The organism is Streptacidiphilus sp. MAP12-16, from assembly GCF_041262165.1.
Classification (GTDB): domain Bacteria; phylum Actinomycetota; class Actinomycetes; order Streptomycetales; family Streptomycetaceae; genus Streptacidiphilus.
The window spans coordinates 1-16,450 of the sequence record NZ_JBGCBY010000028.1 but is presented as its reverse complement, the minus strand read 5'-3'; the positions used below and the strand labels follow the sequence as shown (position 1 = coordinate 16,450).

Genomic DNA, 16,450 nt, shown 5'->3' with positions numbered 1-16,450 from the left:
ATGACCGCCGACGAGGTCGTCCGGCGGCTCGCGAACGGAATGACGATCGGCATCGGCGGCTGGGGCTCCCGGCGCAAGCCGATGGCTCTGGTCCGCGCACTGTTGCGGTCCGAGGTCACCGATCTGACCGTGGTCTCCTACGGCGGACCCGACGTGGGGCTGCTGGCGGCGGCCGGTCGGATCCGCAGGCTGGTCGCGGCGTTCGTGACGCTGGACTCCGTTCCGCTGGAGCCGCACTACCGCACCGCCCGGCAGACGGGAGCGTTGGAGCTGACGGAGCTGGACGAGGCGATGTTCATGTGGGGACTGACCGCCGCCGCGAACCGACTGCCGTTCATGCCGGTCAGGGCCGGGCTCGGCTCGGACCTGCTGCGGATCAACCCGGGGCTGCGGACCGTCACCTCTCCGTACCAGGACGGCGAGGAACTGGTCGCCGCCCCCGCGCTGCGGCTCGACGCCGCACTGGTGCACCTGAACCGCGCCGACGCCCTCGGCAACGGCCAGTACCTGGGCCCCGACCCCTACTTCGACGACCTGTTCTGCGAGGCCGCCGACGCCGCCTATGTGAGCTGCGAGCGGATCGTCGACACCGCCGAACTGCTCAAGGAGGGCGGACCGCAGACCCTGCTGCTCAAGCGCGCCCACGTCACCGGCGTGGTGGAGACCCCCAACGGTGCGCACTTCACCTCCTGCACGCCCGACTACGAGCGTGACGAACCGTTCCAGCGGGCCTACGCACGGGCCGCCGCCGACCCCGCGACCTGGCGGGTCTTCAGCGAACGGTTCCTGTCCGGGGACGAGGACGCCTACCAGGCCGCTGTGTCGGCCTTCCGGCAGGAGGAGCAGGTGTGAGCGGCAGCGGTGTGACCAGGGCCGAGTACTGCGTGCTGGCCTGCGCCGAGGCTTGGCGGGGCGACGGCGAGATCCTCGCCAGCGCCATGGCCACGGTGTCCGTCCTCGGGGCCCGGCTGGCCCGACTGACCTTCGCCCCGGACCTGCTGCTCACCGACGGCGAGGCGCTGCTAATGGGCGACGTCCCGGCGATGGGGTCCGGGTCGCGGCTGACGGAGGGCTGGCTGCCGTACCGACAGCACCTCGCCATGGTCGCGACCGGGAAGCGGCACGTGATGATGGGCGCCAGCCAGATCGACCGGCACGGCAACCAGAACATCTCCTGCATCGGCGACTGGGAACGGCCGACCCGGCAGCTCCTCGGCATGCGCGGGGCACCCGCCAACACCCTCAACAACCCGACCAGCTACTGGATCCCCCGACACTCGGCGAAGGTCTTCGTCGAGCGGGTCGACCTGGTCTGCGGCGTGGGCTACGACCGCGCGGCGGCGGCCGGGCCCTCGGCGAGCCGCTTCCACGAGCTCCGCCGGGTCGTCAGCGACCTCGGCGCCTTTGACTTCTCGACCCCGGACCGCGGCATGCGGCTGCGGTCGCTGCACCCCGGCGTGACGGTCGACCAGGTCGCCGGGGCGACCGGCTTCGCGCTCGCCGTGCCGGACGAGGTGCCGTACACGCGGGAGCCCACGGACGAGGAACTGCGGCTGATCCGCACCGTGCTCGACCCGCGGAACCTGCGCGACCGCGAGGTGCGGGCATGACCGCGCCCGCCCTGGAAACCCCGCTCACCAAGCTGGTCGGGGTACGCCACCCCATCGTGCAGACCGGTATGGGCTGGGTCGCCGGCCCACGCCTGGTCTCGGCCACCGCGAACGCGGGGGCCCTGGGCATCCTGGCCTCCGCGACCATGACGGTGGGACAGCTCCGCTCGGCCGTACGGGAGGTGAAGGCGCGCACCGACGCGCCCTTCGGGGTCAACCTGCGCGCGGACGCCGCCGACGCGCCCGAACGGGTGCGGATCATCGTCGACGAGGGCGTGCGGGTCGCCTCGTTCGCCCTCGCCCCCTCCCGGGAGCTGATCGCCCGGCTCAAGGACGCCGGCGTCGTGGTCATCCCCTCGATCGGCGCGCGGCGGCACGCCGAGAAGGTCGCCGCCTGGGGCGCGGACGCGGTGCTGGTCCAGGGCGGCGAGGGCGGCGGCCACACCGGGAGCGTCGCCAGCACCGTGCTGCTCCCCCAGGTCGTGGACGCCGTGGAGATCCCGGTCATCGCCGCCGGCGGCTTCTTCGACGGGCGCGGACTGGTCGCCGCGCTCGCCTACGGCGCGGCCGGAATCGCCATGGGCACCCGCTTCCTGCTGACGTCCGACAGCACCGTCCCCGACGCCGTCAAGGCCAGATACCTGCTGGCCTCGGTCGCCGACGTCACCGTCACCACCAAGGTGGACGGGCTGCCGCACCGGATGCTGCGCAGCGAGCTGGTCGACGCGCTGGAACGCTCCGGACGGGCCGCGGCCCTGGGCCGGGCGCTGCGCCACGCGGCGGCGTTCCGGCGCGACTCCGGCCTGAGCTGGGCGCAGATGGTCCGCGACGGCATATCGATGAAGCACGGCAGGGAGCTGAGCTGGAGTCAGGTCCTGCTGGCGGCGAACACGCCCATGCTGCTGAAGGCCTCCATGGTGGACGGCCGCACCGACCTGGGCGTGATGGCCTCGGGCCAGGTCGCCGGGCTCATCGACGACCTGCCGTCGTGCGCGGAGCTGGTCGACCGGATCATGTCGGAGGCCGCCGAGGTCCTGTCCCGACTGCCCCGGTGCTGACCCGTGCGCCTGAGACGGACCCTTACGACCTCGGGAGCGACCCGCGCTCGTCGATGATGCGGCGGATCTTGCCGACCGACCGCTCCAGGGTCTCCGGGTCGACGATCTCCACCCGGACGGTCACGCCCACGCCGTCCTTGACGCCCCTGGCGATCGCGGCGGCTGCGGCCCCGCGCTGCTCGGCATCCGCTCCCTGCCGTGCCTCGGCACGGACCGTCATCTCGTCCATCCGGCCGCGCTGGGTGAGCCGCACCTGGAAGTGCGGGGCGACGCCCGGGGTCCGCAGCACGATCTCCTCGATCTGGCTGGGGAAGACGTTCACCCCGCGCAGGATGATCATGTCGTCGCAGCGCCCGGTGATCTTCTCGATCCGCCGGAACGCGGGGCGGGCGGTGCCGGGAAGCAGCCGGGTCAGGTCGCGGGTGCGGTAGCGGACGATCGGCAGCGCCTCCTTGGTCAGCGAGGTGAAGACCAGTTCGCCGCCCTGCCCCTCGGCCATCACGGCGTCGGTGAGCGGGTCCACGACCTCCGGGTAGAAGTGGTCCTCCCAGACGTGCAGCCCGTCCTTGGTCTCCACGCACTCCTGGGCCACGCCCGGGCCGATGACCTCGGAGAGGCCGTATATGTCCACGGCGTGGATGTCGAGGCGCTCCTCGATCTCGCGGCGCATCTCCTCGGTCCACGGCTCCGCGCCGAAGATGCCGACCTGCAGCGAGGTCGTGCGAGGGTCGATGCCCTGGCGCTCGAACTCGTCGAGAAGGGTCAGCATGTAGGAGGGGGTGACCATGATGATCTCGGGTCGGAAGTCCTGGATGATCTGGACCTGGCGGGCGGTCATTCCACCGGAGGCCGGGATGACCGTGCACCCGGCGCGCTCGGCGCCGTAGTGCGCGCCCAGGCCGCCGGTGAACAGCCCGTAGCCGTAGGAGACGTGCACCTTGTGGCCGGGGCGCCCGCCCGCTGCGCGGATCGAGCGGGCGACCACCTCGGCCCACATCGACAGGTCGTTCTCGGTGTAGCCGACCACGGTGGGGCGGCCGGTGGTCCCGCTGGAGGCGTGGATCCGGCGGACGTCCGCCATCGGGACGGCGAACATACCGAAGGGATAGGTGTCCCGCAGGTCGGCCTTGGTGGTGAAGGGGAAGCGGCCCAGGTCCTCGAGCGTCCGGCAGTCGTCGGGGGTGACACCGGCGGCGTCGAACTTCTTGCGGTACAGCTCGACGTGGTCGTACGCGTGGCGCAGGGTCTGCTGGAGCAGCGTGAGCTGATGCGCCCTCAGCTCCTCGGCGCCCATCCGCTCGCCGGCGTCCAGCAGTCCGCGCGGCAACGGCTCGCCCAGCTTCACCGGCGTGGTCCGGGTCATGCCTTCACCACCTCGATAGCCCGACCGAACATTCGGTCTGTAGATCGGCGGGACCTAGTAATCCAGGATCCCACCGGCCTGTCAAGGGGTGACACGCATGCCCGGCAGCACCACGCCGACCGTGATCATCCGGCCCTGATCAGAGGTGTTCGACAGTTCAGAGGCGTTCGATGACGGTGACGTTGGCCTGCCCACCGCCCTCGCACATGGTCTGCAGCCCGTAGCGGCCGCCGGTGCGCTCCAGCTCGTGCAGCAGGGTCGTCATCAGCTTCGTGCCGGTGGCGCCCAGCGGGTGGCCGAGCGCGATGGCGCCGCCGTTGACGTTGACCCGGGCCGGGTCGGCGCCGGTCTCCTTCAGCCAGGCAAGCACGACGGGTGCGAACGCCTCGTTGATCTCCACCAGGTCGATGTCCTGGATCGACATCCCGGCCTTCTTCAGCGCGTACGCGGTGGCGGGGATCGGCGCGGACAGCATCCGGATCGGGTCCTCGCCGCGCACCGACAGGTGGTGCACTCGGGCGCGCGGCGTCAGCCCGTGCTCCCGTACCGCGCGCTCGGAGGCGATCAGCATGGCCGAGGCTCCGTCGGAGACCTGCGAGGAGACGGCGGCGGTCAACCGGCCGCCCTCGACCAGCGTCCTCAGCCCGGCCATCTTCTCCAGCGTGGTGTCGCGGCGCGGGCCCTCGTCGGCAGTGACCTCTCCGAAGGGGACCGTCTCGCGGTCGAACCGGCCCTCGTCGATGGCCCGGGTGGCCCGCTGGTGCGAGAGCAGCGCGAACTCCTCCATGTCCCTGCGGGAGATGTCCCACTTCCGCGCGATCAGTTCCGCGCCGTTGAACTGGTCGACCGGCTGGTCGCCGTACCGGGCCCGCCAGCCCTCGGACCCGGCGAACGGCCCGTCGGTCAGCCCGAGCGGCTCGGTGGCCCGGGGGCTGGCGGCGTAGGCGATCGGGATCTGCGACATGTTCTGCACGCCGCCGGCGACGACCAGGTCGGACGTCCCGGACATGACGGCCTGCGCGGCGAAGTGCACCGCCTGCTGCGAGGACCCGCACTGCCGGTCGATGGTCACGCCCGGCACCTCCTCCGGCAGCCCTGCCGCCAGCCAGCTGGTCCGGGCGATGTCGCCGGCCTGCGGGCCGACCGTGTCGAGGCAGCCGAAGACCACGTCCTCCACCGCCGCCGGGTCCACCCCGGAGCGCTGCATCAGCGCCTTGAGGATGTGCGCGCCGAGATCGGCCGGGTGGACGGCGGACAGGCCGCCGCCGCGCCGGCCGACCGGGGTGCGTACCGCTTCGACGATGTACGCCTCAGTCATTGAGACTCCTTCGTGTGCTCTGCTGGGTGCGCTGGAGATTGTTGATATGTCTCTATGTCAACTCTGGACGGCGATTCCGTCCAGCAGCATGGAGAGGTACTGCCGGGCGATCTCCTCCGGACTGTGCTGCCCGCCCGGTCGGTACCAGGAGGCGGCGACCCACACGGTGTCGCGGACGAACCGGTAGGTGAGCCGCAGGTCGAGATCCGCTCGGAACGCCCCGGTGGAGGCGCCGCGTTCGAGGGTGCCCAGCCAGAGCCGCTCGAACCGCTTCTGCGAGTCCGCCAGGTAGCCGAAACGCGGCAGCCCGGACAGGTGCTGGGCCTCCTTCTGGTAGATCGCCACCGCCGCGTGGTGCCGGTCGATCTCCCGGAAGGACTCGACGACCAGGGCCTCGATGGTCGCCCTGGGCCCGAGGTCGGCCGCGAGCACTGCGTCGTAGCCGGCCCACAGCTCGTCGAGGAAGGTCGAGAGGATCTCGTCGAGCATCGACTCCTTGGAGTCGAAGTGGTAGTACAGGCTGCCGGCGAGCATCCCGGCCTCGTCCGCGATCCGGCGCACGGTGGTGGCGTTGTATCCCTGCGCGGCGAACACCTCGGCCGCCAGGGCCAGGAGCTCCGCCCTGCGCTCCGGGGACGCGCTCACCGCCCGGTCCTTCTGGCTCTTCGGGGGATTCGGGTTCTTCGGGTTCTGCGGGTTCTTCTGGTTCGTCTGAGTTGCAGACACGTTCTTCGGCACACGCTCATTGTGGCCTCACGCGTGCCGGCTGCTGACGGGGACGATCTCCCCGGTCATGTACGACGAGTAGCCGGAGGCCAGAAAGACGATGACGTTCGCGACCTCCCAGGGTTCGGCGTGCCGGCCGAACGCCTCGCGCGCGGTCAGCTGCTGCAGCAGTTCGGGCGTGGTGACCTTGACCAGGTGCGGGTGCATCGCCAGGCTCGGCGCCACCGCGTTCACCCGCACCCCGTAGGCCGCCGCCTCCACCGCGGCGCAGCGGGTCAGCGCCATCACCCCGGCCTTGGCTGCGGCGTAGTGCGCCTGTCCGGCCTGGGCTCGCCAGCCGACCACCGAGGCGTTGTTGACGACCACCCCGCCGCCGCCCGCGGCCTTCATCCGGCGCAGCGCGGCCCTGGTGCAGCGGAAGGTGCCGTTCAGGGTGACGTCGAGGACCCGGCCCCACTGCTCGTCCGTCATCTCGGTGAGCTCCGCGGTGCCGCCGAGGCCCGCGTTGTTGACCACGATGTCGAGGCGGCCGTGGCGCTGCTCGGCGAGCTCGAACAGTGCGGCGACCTGGGCCTCGTCGGTGACGTCGCAGGGAAGTCCGGCGACCCGGTCCGGGCCGAACTCGGCGGCCAGCCGCTCCTCCGACTCCTTGAGTCGCCGGGCGTGGGCGTCACCGATCACGATCCGCGCCCCCTCCTCCAGCAGCCGTCGCGCGGTCGCGCCGCCGATGCCCGCGCCCGCTGCGGCGGTGACCACGGCGCTGCGTCCGGCCAGCAGGTCGTGGCCCGGGACGTAGACGGGCGCGGTGCTGTCCATGCGGGGGCTCCCAACGACTCTCGGCGGCTCCTGACGACTCTCGACGGCCGACCTGCCGTACGTTAACCTACCAAACACTTGTTAGGGAAGGAGCCGCGGATGTCCGCCGCCAGCAAGGAACCGGTGCGATACGAGCGACAGGGCCCGGTCGCCGTGGTCACCCTGGACCGGCCCGAGTACCGCAACGCCCAGAACTCCGCCATGACCTACGCCCTCGACCGGGCCTTCTACCGCGCGGCCGACGACGACGAGGTCCGCGTCGTGGTGCTCGCCGGGGCGGGCAAGCACTTCTCCGCGGGCCACGACATCGGCACCCCGGATCGGGACGCGCACCTGCCCTTCGAGCGCACCGCGTCGCTGTGGTGGGACCACTCGGACAAGGCGGGCGCGGAGAGCCGCTACGCCCGCGAGTCCGAGGTCTATCTCGGCATGTGCCGCCGCTGGCGGGAGCTGCCCAAGCCGATGATCGCCTCGGTGCAGGGCGCCTGCGTCGCCGGCGGCCTGATGCTGGCCTGGGTCTGCGACCTGATCGTCGCCTCCGATGACGCCTTCTTCGCCGACCCGGTGGTCCGGATGGGCATCCCCGGGGTCGAGTACTTCGCCCACCCCTGGGTGATGCCGCCGCGGATCGCCAAGGAGTTCCTCTTCACCGGCGACCGGATGCCCGCGCAGCGCGCCTACGAGGTCGGCATGGTGAACCGCGTCGTCCCCCGGGCCGAACTCGCGGAGCAGTCCCTCGCGCTGGCGGCACGGATCGCCGAGATGCCGCGGATGGGCCTCGCCCTGACCAAGCGGGCGGTCAACCAGGCCGAGGATCTGCAGGGCATGCACACCGGCATGGACTCCGTCTTCGGCCTGCACCATCTCGCCCACGCCCACAACGCCGAGACCGCCGCCGACTCCCTCGGCGGCATCACCATCGGATCGCTGAAGGAAGCCGCGGCGCAGAAAGCCGTCCAGTAATGGACCTGGACTTCACCCGGGAGGACGAGGCCCTGCGGCAGCAGGCCCGGGCCTGGCTCACCGCGCACGTCCCGGCCACTCCCCTGCCCTCGCTGGAGACGGCCGAGGGCTTCGCCGCGCATCGCGCCTGGGAGCGGGAACTGTCGGCCGACCGCTGGTCGGTGGTCTCCTGGCCGGAGGAGTACGGCGGGCGGTCCGCCTCGATCCTGCAGTGGCTGGTCTTCGAGGAGGAGTACTACGCCGCCGGTGCGCCCGGCCGGGTCAGCCAGAACGGCATCAACCTGCTCGCCCCCACCCTGTTCGAGTACGGCACCGCCGAGCAGCGGGCCCGCGTCCTGCCGGCCATGGCGAGCGGCGAGGTGATCTGGGCGCAGGCCTGGTCCGAGCCGGAGGCCGGCTCGGACCTGGCGTCGCTGCGCTCCACCGCGACCCGGACCGACGGCGGCTGGCTGCTGAGCGGCCAGAAGGCCTGGTCGTCGCGGGCCGCCTTCGCCGACCGGGCCTTCGGCCTGTTCCGCAGCCACCCGCAGACGGAGCGACCGCACCAGGGCCTGACCTACCTGATGTTCCCGCTCGACGCGGAGGGCGTCACGATCCGCCCGATCGGCCGCCTCGACGGCAAACCCGCCTTCGCGGAGCTGTTCCTCGACCACGTTCTCGTTCCCGACCGGGACGTCATCGGCGAACCCGGCCAGGGTTGGCGGGTCGCGATGAGCACGGCGGGCAACGAGCGCGGGCTGACCCTGCGCAGCCCGGGCCGGTTCACCGCAGCCGCCGACCGCCTGGTGGCGCTGTGGCGCGAGCGGACGGTGTCCGGCGGCGCTCCCGGCGGCGCCCCAGCTGACACGGCGTCACACGACCGGGTCGCCGACGCGGTCATCGGCGCCCGCGCCTACCAGCTGTTCACCTACGCCAACGCCTCCCGACTGGCCGCCGGGGCGTCCCTCGGCGCCGAGTCGAGCCTCAACAAGGTCTTCTGGTCCGAACTCGACATCGCCCTGCACGAGACCGCCCTCGACCTGCTCGGCCCGTACGGCGAGCTCGCCGACGCCGCCGTCGACGCACCCGACCACGGCGCCTGGTCGGAGGGCTGGACCTTCTCCCTGGCCGGGCCGATCTACGCGGGCACCAACGAGATCCAGCGCGACATCATCGCCGAGCGACTGCTCGGCCTGCCGAAGGGACGCCGCTGATGAGGTTCCTCCTCGACGAGGAGCAGCACGCGTTCGGTGCGACCCTGGACCGGATGCTGGGCACGGCCGGAACCCCGTCGGCCGTGCGGGCCTGGGCGGCAGGGGACCACGGTCCCGGCCGGGCCCTGTGGACCCGGCTCGCGGCGGCGGGCGTCTTCGCCCTCGCCGTGCCGGAGCAGCACGAGGGCGTCGGGCCGCTGCCCGTCGAACTCACCGTCGCCTTCACCGAGCTGGGCCGGCACGCCGTGCCCGGCCCCGTGGTGGAGACCGTCGCGGCGGCAGCGCTGCTGGACCGGCTGGACGACAAGGCGGCCGCGGCGGAGTGGCTGCCGCGGGTCGCGGGCGGCGAGGCACTGCTGTCCCTGGTGCTCGACCAGCCGGCCACTCGCTACGCCCTGGACCCCGACGCCGCCGACGCGGTACTGGTCGTGGACGGCGACCAGCTCCGCCTCAGCACCGTCTGGGGCCCGCTCCAGCCCTCGATCGATCCGGCCCGCCGCCTCGCCCGACCGGTCGGCGGCGAGCTGCTGGCCCAGGGTCCGGCCGTGCGGGAGGCAGCCCGGCACGCGGCCGAGGTCGCGGCGCTGCTCACGGCGGCCCAGGCGCTCGGGGCCGGACGGCACCTGCTGGCCGAGACCGTGGCATACGCCAAGCAGCGCACCCAGTTCGGCGTCGCGGTCGGCTCGTTCCAGGCGGTCAAGCACCGGCTCGCCGACACCCTGATCGGCCTGGAGTTCGCCCAGCCGCTGCTGCACGCCGCAGCGCTGGCCCTGGCCGCCGGCGACTTGTCGGCCGAGCGGGAGATCGCCGCCGCCAAGGTCTCCGCCTGCGAGGCCGCGTACGCCGCTGCCCGCACCGCGCTCCAACTGCACGGCGCGGTCGGCTACACGGACGAACTGGACCTGTCGCTGTGGATCCGCAAGGCCCGCGCCCTGCGCAGTGCCTGGGGCACGCCCGCGGCCTGCCGCGCCCAGGTCCTGGCACCCCGGGCCGGCCCGGTCAGCCGATGAAGGTGCCGCTCTTCACGGCGACCCATGCGCCGTGTTTCACGGTGTACATGGTGAGTTCCTCGTTGGTGGCGTCGCCGTAGGCGTCGAAGGAGACGGGGCCGGTGACGCCGGCGAAGGAGACCCACGACACTGCCGCCTCGACCTGCTGGCGCGCGTCGGAGGGCAGGCCGCTGTTCATGGCCGCGATGGCCTTGACGCCCTCGATGACGGCCCAGGCACTGTCGTAGGCGTAGCCGCCGTAGGCGGCGTAGGGCTCCTGGTAGCCACCGGCCTGGTAGTCCGCGACGTAGGTCTTCGCGGAGGCCAGCGCCGCCACCGGAGCGCCCACGCAGGTGGCGAAGTCGCCCTCGGCGTGCTGGCCGGCCAGTTGGATGTAGGCGGGGTCAAAGATGCCGTCGCCGCCGATCAGCGGTATTCGCACACCGGCCTGCTTCAGTGCGGCGCTCAGCGGCCCCGCGTCCGGGTAGACGCCGCCGTAGTAGACGAAGTCCGCGTGCGACGCCTTCACCTCGGCGACCAGGTCGGCGAAGGTCTTGGTGCCGGAGGTGATCTGCTTCTGCCCCACGACCGCGCCGCCGTGGTGCAGGAACTGGCTCTGGAACGTGGCGACCAGGCCCGATCCGTACAGTGTCTCGTCGTTGACCAGGAACGCCTTGGACTTCCCCAGCACCTCGGCCGCGTACTGGGCGGCGAACGGACCCTGTACGGCGTCCGTGGTGGAGGTCCGGAAGTAGGCGTGGTACGGCCGTTCCTTGAGGCCGTTCGCCCAGTTCGGCCCCTGGCTGAGTGCGGGGTTGGTGTTCGCCGGCGAGACCTCGGTCAGGTGGGCGTCGTCGAAGGTCTTCTGCATGGTCTGCGCGACACCGGAGTTCAGCGGTCCTACGACACCCAGGACGGTGGGGTCCGCGACGAAGGACGCCGCGTTGGATGCGCCGAGGGACGGCTGCGCCTGGTCGTCGCGCGTCTCCACGCGGAAGGTGATTCCCGGAACCTCGTGCGTGCGGTTGGCCACCTTGACGGCCAGGTCGACAGAGTTGGCGATGCCCTTTCCGAGGGAGGCGAGCGATCCGGTGAGCGGGGCGTCCACGCCGATCACGACGGTGGTGCCGGAGAAGCCCGCCCCGGTGGCGGTTGGGGCGCTCCCCGAGGACGCGCAGGCGCAGAGACTCAGGCAGCCCGTGGCGAGCAGGGCCACCCTTATACGTTGAGAACGGTGATGCACGATAGGACCTTTCGTGGAAAGGGCGTGCTACCGCACGATCGCCCGGCTCGGCCGGGCGCGGCGGGTGCGGAGTCCGGGCGACTCTAGAGCCCTCCATGACCGGCAAGGTAGTGCCCAAGCGCTCCCGTGCCCCTTTTGTTATGCCACGGCCAACGCCCCCGGAACAGCGTGAGGCCCCGGGCGGGAGCAACTCCGCCCGGGGCCCTGGCCCGCCGTCGACCTGCGGCTACGGCTGGGTGCGGACCCGGTCGGGAGTGATGACGGGGCCGCCGTCGGCCTGCGCGGTCGCGTCGGGCGTGGTGACCGCCGTCTCGACGGAGACGGTCCCGTCGGCGGTGGCGACCACGACGGTCTCTGTGGTCTCGGCGGTGGTGTCGAGCGCGGGGGTGTCATCCGGGGACGAGGTCATACCGGTTCTCCTCATACATCGTCAGGCTCAGGTGTTGCGTGCTCTGCGCGCATTCTCCAGGACGCGGATCAACGGCGGATCAACGGCCTGCCCGACTCGGCGCTGGGGCCCCAACAGCAGCAGTGCTACCGTCCCGGGTGACGCACACGGGCAGCTCTTCGTGTCCACGGGGAGAACACGCATGAAAAGTGACCAGGACCAGGCCCAGCCTGTCCTGCGGTTCCAGCTGCTGGGCGCGGTACGGGCGCAACGGCACGGCCACCCGCTCGAGCTCGGCTCGCCGCAGCAGCTGGCGGTGCTGGCGCGGCTGCTGCTCAACGCCGGGCGGTCCGTGTCGGTCCCCGATCTGGTGGACGGCATCTGGGGTGACGAACCGCCACCGCGCGCTGTGGGGACGGTGCGCACCTACGTGTCGCGTCTACGCGCGTCCATGGAACCGGACCGGCCCACCCGGTCGCCCGCCAGGGTTCTGCTCTCGACCGGCGACGGCTACACCCTGCGGGTGCACCCGGACGCGCTGGACCTGCACGTGTTCGAGCGGCACCTCGCGGAGGCCGAGCGGCAGCGGGCCGACGGCGACAGCCCCCGGGCCCTGGAGTCGCTCACCAGCGCGCTGGCGCTGTGGGACGGCGGCGTCCTCGCGGGCGTGCCCGGCGGTTACGCGGCCGGGCAGCGCCGACGCCTCGGCGAGCTTCGGCTGTCCGCCGTGGAGGCCAGCCTCTCGGTGGAGCTGGAGTTGGGGCTGCTTGCCCCGGCGATAGCCACGTTGGGCCCGCTCACCGCGGAGTTCCCGCTCCGGGAGGAGCTGCGCGGTCTGCTGATGCTCGCGCTCTACCGGAGCGGCCGGCAGGCCGAGGCGCTCGGCGTCTACGCGGACACCCGCCGGCTGCTGGTCGACGAGCTGGGCGTCGAGCCGGGGCCACGACTGGCCTCGCTGCACCACGGCATCCTCGCCGCGGACCCGGCGCTGTCGCCGCCCGCCGTGGCGCAGACAGCCGCCACCGGGCCTCCGGGCCATCCCGGGCCTCCCGGGCTTCGCGTCCCGACCCAGCTTCCGCCGGACATCCTGGACTTCAGCGGGCGCGACAAGCTGGTCGCGGAGATCGCCGACGCGCTTCGCGCCGCCACCGGCCACGCCGTGGCGATCTGCGCACTCTCCGGGATCGGCGGCGTCGGCAAGACCACGCTCGCCGTCCACAGCGCCCATGAGGTGCGCGGCGCCTTCCCGGACGGCCAGCTGTACATGGACCTGTGCGGCGCCGGCCCCAGCCCGCTCGACCCCGCGGCGGTACTCGCCGAGTTCCTGCAGATCCTGGGAACCCCGCCGGAGCAGCTCCCGGAGACGACGGAGCAGCGGACCGCCCTCTTCCGTTCCCTGCTCGCCGACCGGCGGGTGCTCGTGCTGCTCGACAACATCCGCGACGCCGCCCAGGTACGCCCGTTGCTGCCGAGCACCGGCGGCAGCAGCGTCCTGGTCACCAGCCGGTCGCGGCTGGCCAGCCTGCCCGGAGCGCAACTGGTCGACGTCGAGGCGTTCAGCGAGGACGAGGCGGTCGACCTGTTCGCCGCCATCGCCGGAGCCGAACGGGTCGGTGCCGAGGAGCGGACGGCCCGTGATGTCGTCCGCGCCTGCACCCTGCTGCCCCTCGCCGTGCGCATCGTCGCCTCCCGGCTCGCCTCCCGTCCGGCCTGGACGATGGCCTCGCTGGCACGGCGCCTGGACGACCAGCGCAGACGCCTGGACGAGCTACAGGTCGGCGACCTGGCGGTGGAGGCCACCTTCCAACTCGGCTACCTGCAGCTCAACGAGCAGCAAGCTCGCGCCTTCCGCCTGCTGGCGCTGCCGGAGGGGCCGGTGATCTCGCTCGCCGCAGCGGCGGTGCTGCTGGAACTCCCGGAGCCCGACGCCGAGGCGGTGGTCGAGTCGCTGGTCGACGCCGGACTGCTGGAGGCGGACGAGCCGGGGCGCTACCGCTACCACGACCTGCTCAGGATCTTCGCCCGCAGACGCAGCGAGGAGATCGACCCGGACCCGGTGCGACAGCAGGCCCTGCTGAGACTGCTCGACCACTTCCTCGCCTCCGTGTGCAACGCCTCGCGCACCCTGGAGTCGGACGACACACTCAGCTGGCGCCTGCACACCCCGATCGGTGCCGGGGAGCCGCTGGCCGACCCGGACAGTGCGTGGTCCTGGCTGACCAGCGAGCGTCCGCAACTGCTGGCCGTGGTGGAGCAGGTGGTGCGCACCGCCCCGAGCGCGCTCCGGGCGGTGACGGACCTGCTGCTCGGCTGGATCTGGCTGGTCGAGGGGCAGGCTCGGGTGGAGGACTTCCTCTCGGTGCTGCGACCGGCGGTCGACCTCGCCGCCGCACGCGGCGACACCAGGAGCGAGGCCCGGCTGCGCTACCTGGTGGGTCTGCTGCACGGAATCGTCGGGAACGGCTCGCTGGCCGAGGACGCACTCAGGCGCTCCCTGGCCCTGGTCGACGCCGAGGAGAGCCTGGAGATCCACTACACCGTGGCGAGCGAGCTCGCGGTCCTGCTCAACGGCGCGGGACGGTCGGAGGAGGCGCTGCCCTATCTGGAACTGGCCCAGCGCCTGTGCGCCGAGCTGGGCCACCAGGCCGACGGCGCCCGCCTGCTGGCCAACATCGCCCGCGCCCATCTCAGCAGCGGGCGGAGGCCGGAGGCGGTCGCCGCCGCCCGGGAGGCGGTGAGCACGGCCGGTGTCGCGCGCAACCCGACGAGTCTCGCCGACGCCCTGTACCAGCTGGGCACCGTTCTGCACGGGTGCGAGCAGCACGCGGAGGCGGCACAACGGCTCGGCGAGGCACTCGACCTGTTCGCGGGACAGCAGCGGCCGTCCATGGAGGCGTACGCCCTGGCTCGGCTGGCCGAGTGCCACATCGACCTGGGAAATCCCGGCGAGGCGGTCAGCAGCGCGGAGAAGGCCCTGGAGCTCGGCCGCGAGGTCGGCGCCAGGTACGGGCAGGGCCTGGCGCAGGCCGCGCTGGGTCGAGCACTGGTGGCCCTGGGTCAGAGCGAGCGCGGCCGAAGGTGCCTGACTGAGGCTCAGCGCCTCTTCGACGAGCTGGAGGTGGCCGAGGCCGCTGCGGTCAGGACGCTCCTCCGGTGCCTGCCCGAGGTCGCCAGCGCCTGATGCCACCACAGGTCCCGTCCCGGCACCCAGCCCACGGGACGCGCCGTCCGGTGCACCACCAGGACCGTGCCGACCTGCGGACAGCTCCGAAGTGCGCGGTCGACCATCGACTTCAGCGCCGTCGGAACACCGTCCACGTCGGCGTAGTCCGCCGTCACCACGACCCTGGCGCCGTCCGCGAGCACCCGATCGCGCAGGGACCACTCGCTGAAGCCCTCGGGCGCCGTCACCGCGCGGGCGCCCAGGCGCTCGCAGGCGAGTGCGACGACGACGGACTCCGGGCCTGTCGGGAGGAAGACCTCGACCGGATCGCCCTCGCCCACGCCCGCCGCCACCAGCGCCTGGGCGGCCCGCCCGGTGAGTTCCTGGAGCCGCAGCATGGTGTAGAGCTCGGCCTCGCCGTTCTCCCCGACCCAGTGCAGGGCGACCTGGTCGTCCTGTGCGGCGATGAATCTGGCGCGGTCCGTACGGGTGCTGGTCGTCATGGGGTGCGCTGCTCTCTCGACTGCTCGATCAATTCTCGACGGACTGGGGACGTCAGCCCTCGGGACCAGGTCGTCCTCGGGACTGGGGCCATCGTGCACAGTTCCGATCAACAGCCGGTCAACGACGGGCAGGGGCGGGGCCGCGCGTGCGGACCCCGCCCCTGCCCCGGCTCACCTGTCGTCTGTCGTCAGGAGACGTTGAGCGCGGTGTCGTCGAGCACGAAGCTGGTCTGCAGGCTGGAGTTCTCGGTCCCGGTGAACTTCAGGGTGACGGTCTTGCCGATGTAGGGGGCGAGGTTGAGGGTCTGCTGGGTGTAGCCGCTCGCTGCGTTCAGGTTGGAGTAGGAGGCCAGGGTGGTGGACGTGGAGCCGGTGGTCGCCTGGGCACTGAGGGTGTCGTGGGCGGTGCTGCCGGTGTCGTCGGTGTCGATGTGCAGCCAGTAGGTGAACGTGGCGTTGGCGCAGCCGGCGGGGATGGTCACGGTCTGGGCCAGGGTGTCGGTGTGGGTGCTGCCGTAGCCGTCCAGCCAGGCGTCCCAGCTGCCGGAGTGGGCGGGCTCGCTGCTGGTGTCACTGTTGATGACGCCGGAGGTGGCCGTCCACGGGCTGGCGCTGCCGGTCTCGAACCCCGGGTTGCCGAGCAGCTGCGCGGCGGTGCATCCACCGCTCTGCGGGGCGATCGTCCAGGTGAAGGTGGCGCTGGCGCTGGGGCCGGTGCTGTCGGTGGCGGTCACCGTGACGCTGGAGCTACCGGCGGTGGTCGGCGTACCGCTGATCAGCCCGGTCGAGGAATTGACGGACAGTCCGGCAGGCAGACCCGACGCGCCGTAACTGAGCGTCCCACCCGCCGTGTCGGTCGCACTCAGCTGCAACGAAGCGGCCGTACCCACCGTGCCGCTCTGGTTGGCCGGGCCGGCGAGGGTGACGCCGCCCTGGGCCGCGATCGTCCAGGTGAAGGTGGCGCTGGCGCTGGGGCCGGTGCTGTCGGTGGCGGTCACCGTGACGCTGGAACTACCGGCGGCGGTCGGCGTACCGCTGATCAGCCCGGTCGAGGAATTGACGGACAGTCCGGCAGGCAGACCCGACGCGCCGTAACTGAGCGTCCCACCCGCCGTGT

15 protein-coding genes are annotated in these 16,450 nt (G+C 72.2%); 7 read left to right on the top strand and 8 right to left on the bottom strand.

Annotation, left to right across the window (positions count from 1 at the left end; translation table 11 throughout):
* The 3 genes from ABIA33_RS29640 to ABIA33_RS29630 are packed head-to-tail and all read left to right on the top strand — an operon-like array spanning position 1 to position 2,668.
* Entirely contained in the window at positions 1–852 is an 852-nt protein-coding gene (locus ABIA33_RS29640; RefSeq protein WP_370085835.1) for a CoA transferase subunit A, read from the top strand.
* Positions 849–1,610, top strand: a complete 762-nt coding sequence (locus ABIA33_RS29635; RefSeq protein ID WP_370085745.1) for a CoA-transferase subunit beta — start codon at positions 849–851, stop codon at positions 1,608–1,610. The genes ABIA33_RS29640 and ABIA33_RS29635 overlap by 4 nt, the downstream gene beginning before the upstream one ends.
* Positions 1,607–2,668 (top strand): NAD(P)H-dependent flavin oxidoreductase, encoded by a 1,062-nt coding sequence (locus ABIA33_RS29630; protein WP_370085744.1) that lies wholly within the window; start codon positions 1,607–1,609, stop codon positions 2,666–2,668. The genes ABIA33_RS29635 and ABIA33_RS29630 overlap by 4 nt, the downstream gene beginning before the upstream one ends.
* 22 nt (positions 2,669–2,690) lie before the next feature.
* On the opposite strand, the gene paaK is transcribed toward ABIA33_RS29630, so the two are convergent.
* The 4 genes from paaK to ABIA33_RS29610 all read right to left on the bottom strand — a co-directional run bounded on the left by paaK (position 2,691) and on the right by ABIA33_RS29610 (position 6,891).
* On the bottom strand, positions 2,691–4,031 hold the full coding sequence (paaK, locus tag ABIA33_RS29625) for a phenylacetate--CoA ligase PaaK (protein ID WP_370085743.1): 1,341 nt from the start codon (positions 4,029–4,031) through the stop codon (positions 2,691–2,693).
* Between the two features lie 157 nt (positions 4,032–4,188).
* Complete coding sequence (locus ABIA33_RS29620; protein WP_370085742.1) at positions 4,189–5,349, bottom strand: acetyl-CoA C-acetyltransferase; 1,161 nt, start codon at positions 5,347–5,349, stop codon at positions 4,189–4,191.
* A gap of 57 nt (positions 5,350–5,406) precedes the next feature.
* A complete protein-coding gene (locus tag ABIA33_RS29615; protein WP_370085834.1) occupies positions 5,407–5,994 on the bottom strand; it encodes a TetR/AcrR family transcriptional regulator in 588 nt (195 codons plus the stop codon).
* Between the two features lie 108 nt (positions 5,995–6,102).
* A complete protein-coding gene (locus ABIA33_RS29610) occupies positions 6,103–6,891 on the bottom strand; it encodes an SDR family oxidoreductase (protein WP_370085741.1) in 789 nt (262 codons plus the stop codon).
* Between the two features lie 99 nt (positions 6,892–6,990).
* Here ABIA33_RS29610 and ABIA33_RS29605 point away from each other — a divergent pair, with 99 nt between their 5' ends.
* Genes ABIA33_RS29605 through ABIA33_RS29595 form a run of 3 tightly spaced genes read left to right on the top strand, consistent with a single transcriptional unit; the run spans position 6,991 to position 10,057 of the window.
* A complete protein-coding gene (locus ABIA33_RS29605; protein ID WP_370085740.1) occupies positions 6,991–7,854 on the top strand; it encodes an enoyl-CoA hydratase in 864 nt (287 codons plus the stop codon).
* A complete protein-coding gene (locus tag ABIA33_RS29600; RefSeq protein ID WP_370085739.1) occupies positions 7,854–9,047 on the top strand; it encodes an acyl-CoA dehydrogenase family protein in 1,194 nt (397 codons plus the stop codon). Before ABIA33_RS29605 ends, ABIA33_RS29600 begins: the two co-directional genes overlap by 1 nt.
* The gene (locus tag ABIA33_RS29595; protein WP_370085738.1) at positions 9,047–10,057 is read left to right on the top strand and encodes an acyl-CoA dehydrogenase family protein; all 1,011 of its coding nucleotides are present in this window, start codon (positions 9,047–9,049) and stop codon (positions 10,055–10,057) included. The genes ABIA33_RS29600 and ABIA33_RS29595 overlap by 1 nt, the downstream gene beginning before the upstream one ends.
* Here the strand turns inward: ABIA33_RS29595 and ABIA33_RS29590 are convergent.
* Positions 10,047–11,279 (bottom strand): branched-chain amino acid ABC transporter substrate-binding protein, encoded by a 1,233-nt coding sequence (locus ABIA33_RS29590; RefSeq protein ID WP_370085737.1) that lies wholly within the window; start codon positions 11,277–11,279, stop codon positions 10,047–10,049. The genes ABIA33_RS29595 and ABIA33_RS29590 overlap by 11 nt on opposite strands.
* Positions 11,280–11,505: 226 nt before the next feature.
* Entirely contained in the window at positions 11,506–11,688 is a 183-nt protein-coding gene (locus ABIA33_RS29585) for a hypothetical protein (protein WP_370085736.1), read from the bottom strand.
* 181 nt (positions 11,689–11,869) lie between these two features.
* On the opposite strand from ABIA33_RS29585, the gene ABIA33_RS29580 reads away from it, so the two are divergent.
* Complete coding sequence (locus ABIA33_RS29580) at positions 11,870–14,848, top strand: BTAD domain-containing putative transcriptional regulator (protein ID WP_370085735.1); 2,979 nt, start codon at positions 11,870–11,872, stop codon at positions 14,846–14,848.
* On the opposite strand, the gene ABIA33_RS29575 is transcribed toward ABIA33_RS29580, so the two are convergent.
* Together ABIA33_RS29575 and ABIA33_RS29570 are read right to left on the bottom strand one after the other, a co-directional pair.
* Positions 14,761–15,333, bottom strand: a complete 573-nt coding sequence (locus ABIA33_RS29575) for an AMP-binding protein (protein WP_370085734.1) — start codon at positions 15,331–15,333, stop codon at positions 14,761–14,763. The two genes, ABIA33_RS29580 and ABIA33_RS29575, sit on opposite strands and share 88 nt — an antisense overlap.
* A gap of 188 nt (positions 15,334–15,521) precedes the next feature.
* Positions 15,522–16,450, bottom strand: a 929-nt coding sequence (locus ABIA33_RS29570; protein WP_370085733.1) for a putative Ig domain-containing protein, incomplete at its 5' end; no start/stop codon positions are given.

What these genes read in the sequence shown, in the direction of transcription:
- ABIA33_RS29585 (WP_370085736.1), bottom strand. Translation starts at nt 11,688, where the DNA reads ATGACCTCGTCCCCGGATGACACCCCCGCGCTCGACACCACCGCCGAG.
- ABIA33_RS29620 (WP_370085742.1), bottom strand. Translation starts at nt 5,349, where the DNA reads ATGACTGAGGCGTACATCGTCGAAGCGGTACGCACCCCGGTCGGCCGG.
- paaK (WP_370085743.1), bottom strand. Translation starts at nt 4,031, where the DNA reads ATGACCCGGACCACGCCGGTGAAGCTGGGCGAGCCGTTGCCGCGCGGA.
- ABIA33_RS29640 (WP_370085835.1), top strand. Translation starts at nt 1, where the DNA reads ATGACCGCCGACGAGGTCGTCCGGCGGCTCGCGAACGGAATGACGATC.
- ABIA33_RS29630 (WP_370085744.1), top strand. Translation starts at nt 1,607, where the DNA reads ATGACCGCGCCCGCCCTGGAAACCCCGCTCACCAAGCTGGTCGGGGTA.
- ABIA33_RS29575 (WP_370085734.1), bottom strand. Translation starts at nt 15,333, where the DNA reads ATGACGACCAGCACCCGTACGGACCGCGCCAGATTCATCGCCGCACAG.
- ABIA33_RS29605 (WP_370085740.1), top strand. Translation starts at nt 6,991, where the DNA reads ATGTCCGCCGCCAGCAAGGAACCGGTGCGATACGAGCGACAGGGCCCG.
- ABIA33_RS29610 (WP_370085741.1), bottom strand. Translation starts at nt 6,891, where the DNA reads ATGGACAGCACCGCGCCCGTCTACGTCCCGGGCCACGACCTGCTGGCC.
- ABIA33_RS29595 (WP_370085738.1), top strand. Translation starts at nt 9,047, where the DNA reads ATGAGGTTCCTCCTCGACGAGGAGCAGCACGCGTTCGGTGCGACCCTG.
- ABIA33_RS29600 (WP_370085739.1), top strand. Translation starts at nt 7,854, where the DNA reads ATGGACCTGGACTTCACCCGGGAGGACGAGGCCCTGCGGCAGCAGGCC.
- ABIA33_RS29580 (WP_370085735.1), top strand. Translation starts at nt 11,870, where the DNA reads ATGAAAAGTGACCAGGACCAGGCCCAGCCTGTCCTGCGGTTCCAGCTG.